Consider the following 14129-nt stretch of genomic DNA (forward strand, 5'->3'; position numbering starts at 1 on the left):
CGGCGGCCGGGGTCGGACGCCGGGGTGCGGCGAGGCGAGGCGGGGTGAGGCAGGGTGAGGCAGGGTGAGAGGGGGCGGAACAGGGCGCACGACGGGAGCAATCGGCGCACGGCCGCAGTCGAGCAGCGCACATCAGGTGTATTCACGCGGGCGCACGGGCCACCACCAGGTTGCGCGAAGGGGCTGTACGGCGCGGGGCGCTGTGCCAAGGTCGGTCCATGCCCGACCATACGTCGGCCGACCCGGCCGGAACCCGTCCCCGCGTCCTGCACCTGATCAGTGATCCACGCCGCGGCGGCGCCCAGAACTTCGCCCGTGACCTCCACCGGGAACTGCGCCGCCGGGGCCAGGCCTCCGCGCTGTGCGCCCTCACCCCGCACCAGGCCGCCGGGCCCGCCCTCCCCGGGCCCCGTGCCGCGGACCGCACCGGAGTTCACGCCGGGGCCGGTCCGGGCGCCCGCCCCGACGGGCTCGACCGGCAGCCCGGCCCGTACCCCGGCGCCTGCGCCGACGAGGAGGACTTACGCGCCGCCGTCCTCGGCTCCGGCCGCCTGCGCCCCGGCACCCTGCGGGCGCTGCGCGCGGCCGCCCGCGGCGCCGACGTGGTCCTCGCCCACGGCTCCGACACCCTGGCGGCCTGCGCCCTCGCGCTGGCCGGCACCCGCACCCCCTTCGTCTACGTCTCCGTCGGCCACCCCCGCTACTGGACGGCGAACCGGCTGCGCCGGGTGCGCGGCGGCGCGCTGATGCACCGCGCGGCCGCCGTCACCACGCTCACCGACGAGGCCCGCGCCGTCCTGGAGGGGCAGTTCCGGCTGCCCGACGGCAAGGTGCACGTGATCTCCAACTCCCGGGCCGCCGAGAGCTATCCGCCCGCCGACGGCCGGGCCGACCGGCGCGCCGCCCGGCACGCGCTCGGCCTGCCCGCCGACGTCCTGTTGGTCGCCTGGATCGGCGCGATCGCCCCGGAGAAACGGCTCGACCTCGCCCTCGACGTCCTGGACCGGCTGCCGGACGTCCGGCTGGCCATCGCCGGGGACGGCCCGCTGCGCGAGACGCTGGCCCGCCACCCGGCCGCCGCCCGCGCCCACTTCCTCGGCGCCCTGCCCGACCCGGCGCCGCTCTACCGGGCCGCCGACGCGCTGCTGCTCACCAGCGACAGCGAGGGCGTGCCCGGCGCGCTGATCGAGGCGGCGCTGGCCGGCGTGCCCGCCGTCGCCACCGACGTCGGGTGGGTGCGCGAGGTGGTCCGGGACGGCGCCACCGGCGCGCTCGTCGCCCCCGGGGACCCGCTCGCCCTCGCCGAGGCGCTGGCCAAGGTGCTGGCGTGCAACCGTGCGGGCCTCGGCGCGGCCGCCCGGGCGCACGCGTTGGAGCACTTCGAGCTCGGGGCCGTGGTGGACGCCTGGCAGGGGCTGGTCGCCGAGGTGTGGGCGGGGGGTGGTGGCCCGGGGGTGCGCACCGGTCCGTGACGGACCTGTGGCGGCGGACCGGGCCCGGCGTCGAGTTGCGCGCCGGGCTGGGCCGATCGGGCGAATCCGGGCCAGCGCGCCCGGCCGAACTCGACGGTAACGAACCGCCGCCAGCACACTGCCCGGTGTGAACTCGAAGTCGCTGCTGCGGTCCACCGTCCTGTTCGCCATCGCCGCCGGGATCGCCGTGTCCCCCCTCCAGGCCGGCGCGGTGAGTCACCAACCCCCCTCCGAGGGCTCCCAGTTCGTCAAGCTCGACCATCCGCAGCCGGTGCGCGAGAGCGTCCGCACGGAGGCGGCCGAGTTCTTCTGGTACGACTGCTTCCACTCCCAGCAGCTCGAACAGCCCCTGCAGGCCTGGGCCGAGAAGCACCGCGCGGACGTCGCCCTGCGGCGCGTCCCGGCGATCTGGCCCGGCAGCCCGGACGAGGGCGCCCAGCGCGGCCACGCGCGCCTGTACTACACGCTGGAGCGGCTGGGCCTGGTCGAGCGCCTGCAGAGCAGCGTCTTCCGCTCGGTGCAGACCGACCGGACCGACCTCACCACCGAGGCCACCGCCACCGACTGGGCGGAACACCACGGCGTGGACGCCCAGCTCTTCCGCCGGACGTACCGCTCCGACGAGGTGGCGCGGTCGGTCGACGAGGCCGCCGCCGAGTTCGTCCGCTACGGCGTCGACGAGCTGCCGACGGTGGTCGTCCAGGGCGAGTACCGGACTTCGCCGAGCAAGGCCGGCGGCGTCGAGGCGATGCCCGAGGTGCTGGACTACCTGGTCCAGCAGGAGCAGTTGCGCGGGCACTGAGCCCGCCGCGGGCCGGGACCGAACAGCCCTCCGGCGGCCCGGCCGGGCGGGTTCAGTCCCGGCGCAGCAGGTACGTCACGAAGCCGAGCGTCCCCCGGTAGCCGTGCAGCCACTCCCGCCGGTGCCGGTCCGCAGCCTCCCGGGCGGCCGCCGCGTCGGGGTCGTCCGGGTGCTCCAGCGCCCACTCGGCCAGCGCGCCCGTCCACGCGAACTCGTAGTCGTCCCACTCCTGCGGGCTGCTCACGTACCCGGACACCGGTGTCCAGCCGTCCGCCAGCACCCGGTCCGTGGTGGTCGCCAGGTCCGCGTAGTCGCCCCGGGCCGCGCCCAGCCCGTCCAGGGCCGCCCGGGACGGCTCCCGCTCCCAGAAGCCCTCGCCGACCAGCACCCGCCCGCCCGGGGCCAGGTGCTCGCGGGCCGCCGCCAGCGTCGGCAGCAGCCCGCCGAAGGCGTGGGTGGCACCGACGCACAGCACCAGGTCGAAGGGCTCGACCGAGCTGAACTGCCGTGCGTCCACGTGGTGCAGGCCGATCCGGCGCACCACACCGAGCGCGGTCGCCGCCTCCCTGGCCCGGGTCAGCGCCGCCGCGTCCAGATCGACCCCCACCGCCCGCCAGCGCGGACGCGCCGCCAGCGCCCGGACCAGCCACGCCCCCTCGCCGCAGCCGAGGTCCAGCGCCCGGCCGTCCGCCGCCCCGGCGGTCGCGCGCTCCAGCAGCAGGGCCACCGACTCGTCCGTCAGCGGCGCCGCGATCGGGTGGTGGGCGTGGGCGAGACGGGAGATCCTCTGGCGGTCCATCCGAGCAGTATGGAGCCAACCGGACCGCCGTGCCCGCGAATTCGGACCCCGGAACGCTCAGGCCCGTGAGTACGTCCGGCCCTTCCACGCCGCGCCCCGGCCCCGCCAGTGCTGCACCGCCGAGTCCACCGTCATCAGCAGGTACAGGCCCGCCGTGAAGGGCAGCAGCAGCACGGCCGGCGCCGGCTGCCGGTAGTACCGCACCATCGGCAGGTAGGTGCCCGCCATCAGCGCCCAGGCCGCCCCGCCGGCCACCGCAACCGCCGGCGCCCCCGCGACCAGCCCGGTCACCGCGGCCACCGGCGGCACCAGGTACACCAGCCCCAGCCCCAGCACCGTCCCGAGCAGCAGCAGCGGCGAATGCCGCAACTGGGCGTACGCGCTGCGCGACACCATCCGCCACAGCTGCTCCAGCCGCGGGTACGGCCGGACGCTGTCCACCGCCCCGGCCAGCCCCAGCCAGGTCCGCCCGCCCGAGGACTTCACCGCCCGCGCCAGCGACACGTCGTCGATCACCGCGCCCCGGATCGCGGCCACCCCGCCGGCCCGCTCCAGCGCCTCCCGCCGCACCAGCGAGCAGCCGCCCGCCGCGGCCGCCGTCCGCCCACCGGGCCGGTTGCTCCGGCGGAACGGGTACAACTGCGCGAAGAAGTAGACGAAGGCCGGCACGATCAGCCGCTCCCAGCCGGTCTCCACCCGCAGCCGGGCCATCTGCGACACCAGGTCCAGCCCGTTGCTCTCCGCCGCAGCCACCAGCTCCGCCAGCGAGTCCGGCCCGTGCGCGATGTCCGCGTCCGTCAGCAGCAGGTACTCGACGTCCGGACCGGCCAGCTCCACCCCGTGCCGCAGCGCCCACAACTTGCCCGTCCACCCCGGGGGCAGCGGGGGAGGGGTCGTGACGGTCAGCTCCAGCCCGTCCATCGTCCGCAGCTCCGCCGCCACCGCGCCCGTGCCGTCCGAACTGTGGTCGTCCACCAGGATCACCCGCGCCCGCCCCGGGTACTTCTGCGCCAGCAGCGTCGGCAGGCTCACCGGCAGCACCTGCGCCTCGTCCCGGGCCGGCACCACCACCACCGCCTGCGGCCAGCGAACCGGCGGGCGGCGCGGCGGAAGCCGCACATCGGTGCGCCAGAACAGCCCGTGGCAGCACGCCAACCAGAGCCAGACCAGCAGGGAGGACGCGGCGATCCAGAACAGGACGGTCACTCCCGCAGTTTGCCGCAGAACCGGCCGGATCGGGCGGATCGACTAAAGTCTTGCCCCGTGAAGATCGCACTGATGGACTCCGGAATCGGCCTGCTGGCCGCCGCCGCCGCCCTTCGGAAGCTGCGCCCGGACGTCGATCTGGTGCTCTCCTCCGACCCGGCCTCGATGCCCTGGGGGCCGCGCACCCCCGAGGAGGTCACCGACCTCGCCCGAGGCTGCTCGCTCGCTGCCGCGGCGCTCGGACCGGACGCGCTGGTCATCGCCTGCAACACCGCCTCCGTGCACGCGCTCGCCACCCTCCGGGCCGAACTCGAACCCGGGCTGCCCGTCGTCGGCACCGTCCCGGCGATCAAGCCCGCCGCCGCCTTCGGCGGCTCCGTCGCCATCTGGGCCACCCCGGCCACCACCGGCAGCGCCTACCAGCGCGGCCTGATCCGGGACTTCGGCGGCACCGCGGACGTGACCGAGGTCGCCTGCCCCGGCCTCGCCGACGCCATCGAGCACGGCGACGACGCCGGCATCACCGCCGCCATCGCCGACGCCGCCGCCCGCACCCCCGCCGGCACCGCCGCGATCGTCCTCGGCTGCACGCACTACGAACTGGTCGACGACCGCATCCGTGCCGCCGTCGCCCCCACCGCCTCCCCGGCGCTCACCCTGCACGGCTCCGCCGACGCCGTCGCCGCCCAGGCCCTGCGCCGCGTCGCCGACCCCACCCGTACCGGCGCCGGCACCATCACGGTGCTCCACGCCGGCGCCCCCGCGGCCCTTCCCCCGGCCGCACTCCTCTACCCCCAGGGGCGCACCCTCGCCGCTCTGATGGGCAGCGCGCTGCCGGCGTGACCGCCACCCTCACCGCCGACGGGCCAAGTTTCGCCCGCCGGCGGTCCGCCCTTGGGCCCGCGCGGAAGGTCAGCGCAGCTGATCCCCGTCCGGGGCAGCCGAGGGCAGGTTCTCTGCCATGACTTTAGGGGCCAATCTTTGCCCTCCAGTACCCGGGGGCCGGTCGAGGAGCCGCGTGCTGGTCGGCCGTCCCGGTCTTCCACGGGGGCGGCCCGGCCGGGGCGGCTGACGCAGGAAGTCGGCCTGCCCGACGTTCTGTGCCCGTGGGGCAAAACTTTGCCCCACGGGCGGATGGTTGGCCGCTGAGGCAGGGCCAAATTTCGCCCCCAAGGGGCCCCGCGCCGATCCCCGGGGCAGGGCTCATTTTTGCCCCGTCGCCCCCCTGCGCGTCCCGGCCGGTCAGGCGACGGCTTGGCGGCGCCAGCGGCGGTAGGCGGGTTCGAGGCCGGAGAGGATGGTGTCGAAGCGGCGGGTGCTGGTGGTGGAGTCGACCTGGAGCCGGCTGATCTGGAGCGGATGGGAGGGGATGCGGGGGCCGAGCCGGTGGTCGGAGAGGAAGCCGAGGCGGTAGCCGAGCTCCTGGAGGACGGCTTCGGCCCGCGGGTCGTGCCCGCCGTCCGGATAGGCGAAGGCGGTCGGGGGTTCGCCGAGCCAGTGGGTGAGGGCTTCGTGGGCGCCGGTGATCTCGGCGCGGACGGTGGCGTCGTCGCAGCGGCCGAGGCAGGGGTGCCCCTGGGTGTGGTTGCCGATGGCGACGCCGCCGTCGCGCAGGGCGAGCAGGTCGGCGGGGGTGAGCTGCTCCTGGCGGGGCGGGCGGCGGTCGGCGCTGACCCGTAGCTCGTGCAGGCTGCGCCGGCGGTCGGGGTCGGGCATGGCCTTGAGCCGGGGGAGCAGCTGGGAGGGGTGCCCGCAGTCGAGCGAGCGGGCACGGCCGCCGTGCCGGGCGAGGAAGTCGGCCTCGTGCCACCAGAAGGGGCGTTCGGTGCCGATGAGCTCGGAGATGACGAAGGCGGTGGCGGGGATGCCGCGGGCGTCGAGGGCGGGCAGGGCGTGGGTGAGGACGCTGCGGTCGGCGTCGTCGAAGGTGACCAGGACGCTGCGGGGCGGCAGCGGGCGCTGTTCGGTGACGGCTTGGAGGACGGCGGTGAGCGAGACCGGGGTGGCCAGTCTTCGGAGCCGGTCGAGCTGGGCGCCGAAGGACCGGTGGTCGGTGACGCCGTGGTAGGCGAGGACGGCGAGGCGTTGTGCGGCGCGGGCGCGGAACAGGGGCTGGACGGGGGCGAACCGCAGCCATTCGCCCCGCGCGTCTGCCCGGCCCCGGTCGGCGGTCGGGTGGCGGCGGGTGGCCGTCGGCAGCGGGCGCACGAACGGGACGGGCCTGGTGGGGGCCATGGAGATCGACGTGGTGGACTGGGACTGCGGCACGGTTCCCCCTCGGTCGCCGAGCGGCGTGGCGGTACCGCCGGAGGACGGAGCCCGGCCTCCGACTCCAGGAAGCGGCGGCTCCGCCTCCTGGGTATTCCGGTCCGCGGTGGGGGGCTCGCACCCTTCCCGCGAACGGCTCCTGGATCGCTCAATGCCATTGAGACCGCTGCACCGAGCGGATGGTTGTACCGGGGGGACGAGGATTTTTCGTGGACTGATGTGAACTGATGTGGACTGATTGTGGAGCCGGAATGCACGACCGGGGCCGGGCCGCGGGGGGCTCGGGCGAGGTCGGCGGGCCGGTCGCACCGGGTGGTCGAACGTTCACTCCCCGCGGGCTGCCGCCGGCGTTCGTCGGGGGTACCTTGGGCTCATGGCAGATGCGGACCGTGATCCCTTCCACCTGCACGGCGCGACCAGGATGGCCCGTGCGTGGAGTGGTGGCGCCCTGGTCACCCACCAGCTTCCGCTGGCGATGGTGGGTTTGGCCTGCCTCGCGCTGGGCATTGTGGTGGCGGTGATCGTTCCGGACAGTGACGGTCCTGCCTGGGCGATGGCGGTGGCGGGCTGTCTGGCGGCTGGAGTGCTGCTGCTCGGCCGGATCGCGTTCGGGCTGCTGCGGTACCGCCGCCGCGCCGCGCTCTGACCGACCCGGCGACCGGCCGGCCTTCGGCGGACGGCTGTCCTTCGATTGCCCTCGGCATTCCAGGCGGCAGATCGAGCAGCAGATCGAGCAATATTGGTCAGATCGACCGAATTTCGGCCTGTCGGACAATCCTCTGCCCACTTCTTTGACCATTCCCGGGCCACGGCTCCGAGGCGCCCCTACTGTGAGTGCGTTCTTGCGGCTCGACGGTGCCGTGGGCTCGACGGTGCCGTGGAGGGGAAGAGATGGGCGGCAGCGCCACGTCCGATCCGGTCGGTGAGCTGGGCAGGAAGCCGGACGGCACACCGCGCACCACCGCGTCCGCCGGATGAGGCGCGGCGGGGACCTCGCCCTAGCCGCCCTGGCGGGGATCGTCGCGCTCCCGCTGGCCCTGGTGATCGCCGCCCTGCTGCGCTGCACGGCGCGCGGCCCGGTACTCCTGCGGCTGACCCGGGCCGGACGGCACGGCCGGGAGTTCCAGGTCCTCCGCTTCCGGACCAGCCGGGGAGGGCGGCTCGGCGCCCTGCTCCGCCGGACCGGCCTGGACGAGCTGCCCCGGCTGTGGAACGTCGCCCGCGGCGAGATGGGGGTGATCGGCCCCCGGCCCGTCCGCCCCGACCAGGTGGTCCGCTACTCCCGCCGCGAGCGCGGCCGGCTCGACGTCCGGCCCGGACTGACCGGCTGGGCCCAACTCCAGGCCCGCCACCCGCTCGCCCGGCCGGACTGGGCCGAACTCGACCTCTGGTACGTGGAGCACCGCTCGCTCCGGCTCGACCTGCGGATCCTCGGGCTGACCGTGCTGGCCCTGCTGCGCCCGGAGGGCGGCCTCGCGCGATGAGCCCGCGCGCCGTACGTCGGTGGCGTCGGCCCGGGGCCCCGCCGCACAGGCCCTAGGCTGCGGCGCATGGCCATTCCTCCCTTCCTCGCCGATCTCCGCGCCCTGGTGGGCACCCGTCCGCTCTGGCTGACCGCCGTCGTCGCCGTCGTCCTGGACGACCGCGGCCGGGTGCTGCTGGCCCGACGGGCCGATGACGGGAGGTGGGCGCCGGTCGGCGGCATCCTCGACCCCGGTGAGCAGCCCGCCGACGGCGTGGTGCGCGAGTGCCTGGAGGAGAGCGGAGTGGTGGCGGTGCCCGAACTGCTCGCCTCGGTCACCGTCTCGCCGCAGGTCACCTACCCGAACGGCGACGTGACGCAGTACCTGGTGCTGACCTTCCGGTGCCGGGCGGTCGGCGGCGAGGCGAGGGTGAACGACGACGAGTCGCTGGAGGTCGGCTGGTACCCGCTCGACGGGCTGCCGCCGATGATCGAGGTCGAGCACGAGCGGCTGCGCCACGCGCTGGAGTGCGAGGGGTCGACGGTCTTCGTGTGGGAGGGCAAGGAACGCCCCTGACCGGCGCACGGCGGACGGCCCGCAACCTCGCCTCCCCTCCCCGGGCGGGCCGGGAGCCCGGACCCTTCGCCGATGGTAGCCGCCCGGTCACCCCGGGTGGGGGGAGTTCGCGAGACCGCTCAGCCCTTGCGCTGCCGGTAGGCCTCCTCCGCGGCGTCCAGGACGGCGGCGAGGTCGCCGCCCGCGGTGGCGGTGGCGGTGGCCGCCACCGCGCCCTCGACGAACGGCGCGTTCGCGAAGCGGACCGGGAACGGGAGGCCGTGCTCGTCGGCGTCGGACAGCAGGGCGCGCACGGTGGTGACGGCGCTGCCCAGGTCGGCGAGCACCACGACCCCGTGGCCCTGGTCGACCCGGCGGGTGGCGGCGGCCACCAGGACCGCGCTGATGCCGGGGCCGCCCTGGTCCCCGCCGGTCGCGGCGATCGGGGCGGGGGAGTCGGATCCGGTCAGTGCGAGCGCGAGGGTGCGCACCGCGATGGCCAGTTCCTGGCTGTGCGACACCAGGACGATCCCGACCCGGCCGTGCACGGGGGGCCGGCCGGAGGCGGGCCGGGGCAGCGTGGCGGGCGCGGGTGGCGTGCGGGGCGCCGGGGGGTGGGCCGAGGGGGCGTCGGAGATGGGGATGACATCGGCGCGGGTGCCGTCCCGGCGGCTCATCGGCTGCTCCCTCTGGGCGATGGTGGGCGATGGTGGGTGGTGCTGGGCGAGGTGGTGCGGGCCGCGTCCGGTGCGCATCGGGTTCCGCGGGGCCGGGGCGGGGCCGGGACGGGCCGTCGAGGGCCCGCGTACGGCCGGCGGGGGGTGGTCCCCCGCGCTGCCAAGCACTCTGGCAGCTCCGGTGGCCCCCGTCGGGCGGGACACGCGTTGAGCGGTCCTCCGGCGGCGTCCGGGCCCGGCTGGTGGAGTCCTCGTCAACCCGCTGACCGGGGCGGGCGGGTGTGGTTAGGCTGGCCGGGAAAGCCGTCGGGAGGAGACCGGGTAGTGGCAGTCAACAGCGGGATCGACGTGGAGGCGGGCGGCGCGGAGCCGCAGCTGGCGCCGAGCGGGAAGCCGAAGGTGGACTTCACCGGGGCGAAGTGGCTGTGCAGCAGCCAGGGCGTCGGGGATGTCCAGATCGCGTTCGTGGACGGGTACATCGGGATGCGGGACGGCCGCCAGGAGGACGGTCCGGTCCTGGTGTTCACGCCGGGGGAGTGGCGGGCCTTCGTGCTCGGTGCCCGGGACGGCGAGTTCGACCTCACCTGAGCCCGGGCGATCGTCGCACGACCGCGGAGCGGGCCCCGTCGGATCGGGGCCCGCTCCGCGGTCGATTCCGGCCCCGAACATCACAACTGATGATCTATTGAACGTGCCCCGTCAGAATTTCTGTTGACTGTTAGACAAACGCAGCTCAGAGTATGAGCACAGGCAGACGCCGTGCCCACCGCCCCCACGCGGCCAGACACGGCGCCTGCTGTGCGACCCGGCAGTGTTGCCAGGCCATCCTCCCAGTCATCCCCTGCGCACCGGGGGTGCGTCGGCCGGTCCCGGCCCCGTGAGGGGCCGGCAGTCGCCGGGAGGCTGGCGTCGACGCCGAGAGCGACTCGGCGGCGACACCGTTTGCTCGGGACCCGCACGCCCCCACGCGGCGGCGTCCCGAGCAAGATCCGCGGGAGCGACGGGCCGGGGCCCCGCGGATCTGGCTTGTGGTGATGGAACTGTTGGCTTGTGTGCTGTGCTGTGTGCGACGACGAAGCTGGGTGCTCGGCAGTTCGGCACGACAATGTGCACAGTGAGGGAAACGCGTGTAGGGCCGCGTTGCGACATGCCGTCCCCCCGGAGGGTGAAACCCAGAACGGCTGTCGTGCTGAACCGAACGTAGCCCGGACGGTTGCTCAGAGTCAACATTGGTCTCTGAGCGTCGATCTCCCGACGGTGCCCCACCCACCTCGCGAGCGTGGTGTGCCGGGCACGTACGATGTTCCCATGTCTTTTCTCCGCCGTCGCTCCGGACAGCCCGCCGGCCCGGACTTCGACGTGCTCGCGATGGACCCGGGTGACTGGCCCGGCGACTTCGGTGCGGCCATGATGACCGGCCCGGACGGCTCCTGCCAGGGGATTTTCCTGCGCTACGACCTGTTCGGCGGCAGAGGCCCGGCGATGTTCATCGGCAACCTCCCCGAGGGCTCGCCCGCCCGGGAGACCGGTGACAGCGTGCCCTTCGAGGTGCGGCAGCTGCTCGCGGCGCTGGAGAACGACGAGCCGGTCGACTTCGTCTCGGCCGAGGACTTCCCGGTGATGCTCGGGGACGACCTGCTGATCGTGAAGAAGGTCAAGGTCAGCGAGGAGCGGGTGTTCTGCGCCCAGTTCGGGCGCAGCGACGGCGTGCAGGTCACCATCGCGTCCTGGGACCGACCGATTTCGGACGACCTGTATCAGCTGCTGAAGCCGCTCCCGGCCGACATGTTCCAGCAGGGCTGACCGGCCTCGACCAGGGCTCGGACGTCGCTTGACGGTTTCGATCACGGGTTCGTACAGTCGCGAACATGTCGTGCCGTCTCCCGCTGCTGACCCGTCGCAGCTACCTGGACCTGCGGCGCACCGCCAGTGCGGTGTGTCCGGGCCACTGAGGGGGAACTCGTCCCCGAGGCGGCGGGCGGTCGGCCGTTCGTGGTCGGCGCCGAATCAGGGGGCGGGCCGTGAACCGACCTCCGGGGCCGCCCGTCCGGTACCGCGCGCCCGTCCGGCGTGCCGCCCGCATCTGCCGCGCCCACGCTGCCGCCCGGAGGCCCCAGCACCATGACGACCACCGCCGCTGACCGTTCGCCCGCGGACCGCCCGTCCGACACCGCGGCCGCCGCCGTGCCCGGCGCCGCCTCGGGAGCGTCGGATTCCGGCCACCCCGCGCCCGATCCCGCGCCCGATCCCGCGCCCGACCGCTCGGCCGTCGCCGCCGCCCTCGCCGGACTGCCCCGGGTGGTCGACCTGCTCTCCGCCCGCGCCGAGGAGCACGACCGCGACGCGACCTTCCCGTACCAGGGCATCGAGGCGGTGCACGAGGCCGGACTGCTCACCCTGACCGTCTCCCAGCGGTACGGCGGACCGGGCGGCACGCTCGCCGACACCGTCCGGGTGCTGGCCCAACTCGGCCGCGGGGACGCCTCGGTGGCCGTGGTCACCGCCTGCACGTTGCTCCAGCACGCCGAGCAGGCCCGCCGGGCGGCCTGGCCGACGGCGGGCTACCGGCGGCTGCTCACCGAGTCCCGGCGCGGGCCCGCCCTGGTCAACACGCTGCGCGCGGAGCCCGGCGGCCGGCCCGGAGCGCTGCCGGACACGGTGGCCCGGCGGGACGGCGAGGGCTGGTTGCTGACGGGCCGGAAGACGTACTGCACCGGCGCCGAGGCGCTGGCCTGGATGGCGGTGACCGCGCGGACCGACGAGCCGGAGCCGAGGGTCGGGACGTTCCTGGTCCGCGGCGAGAGCGAGGGCCTGGAGATCGACCCGACCTGGGACCAGGTCGGCCTGCGGGCCAGCGCTGGCCACGACGTGGTGCTGGAGCAGGTCCGGGTGCCGACCGAGCTCGCACTCGGCCTCACCGCTCCCAAGGGCGGCGCGGCGGACGCGGCCGAGGCCGCCGAACTCTCCCTCGCCTGGCACGATCTGGCACTCTCCGCGGTGGCGATCGGGGTGGCCCGCGCCGCCCAGTCCTGGCTGATCCGCTTCCTCAACCAGCGCACTCCGGCCAATCTGACCGAGCCGCTCGGCACCCTGCCCCGCTACCGCTGCGCCCTCGGCGAGATCGAGGCCCAGCTGATCGGCGCCGAGGAACTGGTCGAGGGGCTGGCCCCCCGGGTGGACCGGGGGGAGCCGGACGCGGTCGCCCGGACCGGCCCGGCCCACCTGCTGGCCACCCGGGCCGCGACGACGGCGGTCCAGCAGGCGGTCTCGCTCACCGGCAACCCCGGCCTGAGCCGGCGTCACCCGCTGGAGCGCTACCTGCGGGACGTGCTGAGCAGCCGGGTGCACCTCGCCCCGGACGAGGCCGTCCTGGAGGCCGCCGGCCGGGCCGCCCTGGAGCGCGGCGGCCGGCCGTAGCGGATTCCGGGCCCCGGGGCTCGGGGCCCGGAGCCTCAGCGGGTGCCGACCGCGGCCCGGACGGCCCGGCGGGCGAGCGCGGCGTCGTCGTAGAGCCGGCGGATCATGATCCGCTGCTCCTCGCCGGCGCCCGGCACGTCGTACAGCCGGATCTCCCGCATCAGCACCAGCACCAGGTTGACCAGGAACGCGTCCCGGGCCAGCGTGCCGCCGCTCTGGGCGAGTTGGCTGATCTGGCGGCGCGCCGCGGTGTCGCCGGACAGCACGCTCCACAGCACCGCCAGGTCGTAGCCGGGCAGGTACCAGCCGGCCTGCTCCCAGTCGACCAGCACCGGGCCGGACGGCGCCAGCAGCATGTTGCTGAGCAGGGCGTCGCCGTGGCAGAGCTGGAGCGGGGTGTGGCCGAGGCCGTGCAGCAGGCCGCGCAGGTCGCCGGCGTCCCGGTCGGTGAGCTGGCCCACCGAGTGGTAGCGGGCGATCTCCATCGGGTAGTCCATGCGTGGCTGGAACACGTCGGTCGGCGGCCGCCACAGGTTGAGCGTCCGGACGGCGGTCAGCAGCGCCCGCACCTCGCCCGGGGTGGGCGCGTTGACCGGGTGGCGCTCCCGCGCCGCCGGGCGCCCGGGAACGCGCTCCATGACGAGCACGCAGCGGTCGTGGTCGGCGGCGACCAACCGGGGCAGCCGCACCGGCGGGCGGTGCCGGACGAACGCCCGGTAGACCGCGACCTCGTGGTGGAAGTCGGCCACCAACTGCTCGAAGTACCCACTCCGCACCGCCTGCGGCGCCAGGCACTTGGCGACCACCGGAGCCCGCCCGATGGTGCCGGCCACCAGGATGTGGCGGCTGCCCTCGCGCAGCACCTGGCGCGGGGTGAACGCGGGACATATCCGCGCGACGCTCGCCAGCGCGGCCCGCACCGCCGGGGTCTGCAGCGCCGACGGGTCGATCCGCTCGGGGCCGCCGCCGATCTGGCCGGGCCGGTGCGGCGGGCGCAGCACCCGGCCGTCGGCCTGGCGGGCCAGCGGGAGCCGGCCGCCGACGGCCGGGGCCGCTTCGGGGCCGCGGAGCCCCAGCGCCGTACGGCCGGACGGGACCCGGGCGTCCGTGGACCGGCCGTCGGTGCCGTGCGGAGCCACCGGGCGGCTCGACGGGGGCACCTGCTTCGGCCCGGGGCGCCCGGCGGCTGCGGTGGGGGGGCGCAGCGCGGTGCGGGTCGCGGTCGGCGAGGGGGTCGTCGCTGAGGAGTACATGGGGTGAGGGAGGTCCCTTTCTGTCCGTCGGCAGGTGCGCCCCGCGGTGCGGGGAGGGCCGGTGCCGCGTGCTTCCTGGCGTGACGGCGGCCCTGACTCGGTGCGGTGGGTGGTGCGCGGGCGCCGGGCACGGACGCGGGGTCGTGAGACCCGGACGACGGCGGTGCTCCGGCCGTCCGCACCCTGGGGAGTACGGTCGGCCGGACTGCCGTGGCCG

14 protein-coding genes are annotated in these 14129 nt (G+C 75.4%); 9 read left to right on the top strand and 5 right to left on the bottom strand.

What is annotated here, in order from left to right; genetic code table 11:
* The first annotated feature begins 218 nt into the window (after window positions 1-218).
* Both OG556_RS28735 and OG556_RS28740 read left to right on the top strand, forming a co-directional pair.
* Window positions 219-1472 carry a glycosyltransferase family 4 protein gene (locus OG556_RS28735; RefSeq protein WP_371521160.1) on the top strand — a complete coding sequence of 418 codons (1254 nt, stop codon included), beginning with the start codon at window positions 219-221 and terminating at the stop codon, window positions 1470-1472.
* A 127-nt stretch (window positions 1473-1599) separates the two neighbouring features.
* On the top strand, window positions 1600-2274 hold the full coding sequence (locus OG556_RS28740) for a thiol:disulfide interchange protein DsbA/DsbL (RefSeq protein ID WP_371521163.1): 675 nt from the start codon (window positions 1600-1602) through the stop codon (window positions 2272-2274).
* A 52-nt stretch (window positions 2275-2326) separates the two neighbouring features.
* Here the strand turns inward: OG556_RS28740 and OG556_RS28745 are convergent, their stop codons facing one another.
* Together OG556_RS28745 and OG556_RS28750 are read right to left on the bottom strand one after the other, a co-directional pair.
* Window positions 2327-3073 carry a cyclopropane-fatty-acyl-phospholipid synthase family protein gene (locus OG556_RS28745; RefSeq protein WP_371521166.1) on the bottom strand — a complete coding sequence of 249 codons (747 nt, stop codon included), beginning with the start codon at window positions 3071-3073 and terminating at the stop codon, window positions 2327-2329.
* A gap of 57 nt (window positions 3074-3130) precedes the next feature.
* Complete coding sequence (locus OG556_RS28750) at window positions 3131-4279, bottom strand: glycosyltransferase (RefSeq protein WP_371521170.1); 1149 nt, start codon at window positions 4277-4279, stop codon at window positions 3131-3133.
* A gap of 57 nt (window positions 4280-4336) precedes the next feature.
* On the opposite strand from OG556_RS28750, the gene OG556_RS28755 reads away from it, so the two are divergent.
* Window positions 4337-5122, top strand: a complete 786-nt coding sequence (locus OG556_RS28755; RefSeq protein WP_371521173.1) for a glutamate racemase — start codon at window positions 4337-4339, stop codon at window positions 5120-5122.
* Between the two features lie 399 nt (window positions 5123-5521).
* Here the strand turns inward: OG556_RS28755 and OG556_RS28760 are convergent, their stop codons facing one another.
* On the bottom strand, window positions 5522-6547 hold the full coding sequence (locus tag OG556_RS28760; protein ID WP_371521176.1) for a polysaccharide deacetylase family protein: 1026 nt from the start codon (window positions 6545-6547) through the stop codon (window positions 5522-5524).
* A gap of 373 nt (window positions 6548-6920) precedes the next feature.
* Between OG556_RS28760 and OG556_RS28765 the strand changes: the two genes are divergently transcribed.
* The 3 genes from OG556_RS28765 to OG556_RS28775 all read left to right on the top strand — a co-directional run bounded on the left by OG556_RS28765 (window position 6921) and on the right by OG556_RS28775 (window position 8586).
* Window positions 6921-7193, top strand: a complete 273-nt coding sequence (locus OG556_RS28765) for a hypothetical protein (RefSeq protein ID WP_350884215.1) — start codon at window positions 6921-6923, stop codon at window positions 7191-7193.
* Window positions 7194-7521: 328 nt separating this feature from the next.
* A complete protein-coding gene (locus tag OG556_RS28770; protein ID WP_371521179.1) occupies window positions 7522-8031 on the top strand; it encodes a sugar transferase in 510 nt (169 codons plus the stop codon).
* Window positions 8032-8097: 66 nt separating this feature from the next.
* Window positions 8098-8586: an NUDIX domain-containing protein gene (locus OG556_RS28775; RefSeq protein ID WP_363586869.1), complete on the top strand. Its 489-nt coding sequence runs from the start codon at window positions 8098-8100 to the stop codon at window positions 8584-8586.
* A 119-nt stretch (window positions 8587-8705) separates the two neighbouring features.
* On the opposite strand, the gene OG556_RS28780 is transcribed toward OG556_RS28775, so the two are convergent.
* Window positions 8706-9113, bottom strand: a complete 408-nt coding sequence (locus OG556_RS28780; protein WP_371522959.1) for a PTS-dependent dihydroxyacetone kinase phosphotransferase subunit DhaM — start codon at window positions 9111-9113, stop codon at window positions 8706-8708.
* Between the two features lie 477 nt (window positions 9114-9590).
* Between OG556_RS28780 and OG556_RS28785 the strand changes: the two genes are divergently transcribed.
* From OG556_RS28785 to OG556_RS28795, 3 genes are all read left to right on the top strand, one after another.
* On the top strand, window positions 9591-9830 hold the full coding sequence (locus OG556_RS28785) for a DUF397 domain-containing protein (protein ID WP_350884291.1): 240 nt from the start codon (window positions 9591-9593) through the stop codon (window positions 9828-9830).
* 720 nt (window positions 9831-10550) lie between these two features.
* The gene (locus tag OG556_RS28790) at window positions 10551-11045 is read left to right on the top strand and encodes a hypothetical protein (RefSeq protein ID WP_063350170.1); all 495 of its coding nucleotides are present in this window, start codon (window positions 10551-10553) and stop codon (window positions 11043-11045) included.
* A gap of 318 nt (window positions 11046-11363) precedes the next feature.
* On the top strand, window positions 11364-12659 hold the full coding sequence (locus tag OG556_RS28795; RefSeq protein WP_371521183.1) for an acyl-CoA dehydrogenase family protein: 1296 nt from the start codon (window positions 11364-11366) through the stop codon (window positions 12657-12659).
* Window positions 12660-12694: 35 nt separating this feature from the next.
* Here OG556_RS28795 and OG556_RS28800 read toward each other — a convergent pair whose 3' ends face one another.
* Window positions 12695-13912 (bottom strand): phosphotransferase, encoded by a 1218-nt coding sequence (locus tag OG556_RS28800; RefSeq protein WP_371521186.1) that lies wholly within the window; start codon window positions 13910-13912, stop codon window positions 12695-12697.
* Window positions 13913-14129 lie beyond the last annotated feature (217 nt).

It is taken from the genome of Kitasatospora sp. NBC_01300, from assembly GCF_041435235.1.
Classification (GTDB): Bacteria; Actinomycetota; Actinomycetes; order Streptomycetales; family Streptomycetaceae; genus Kitasatospora.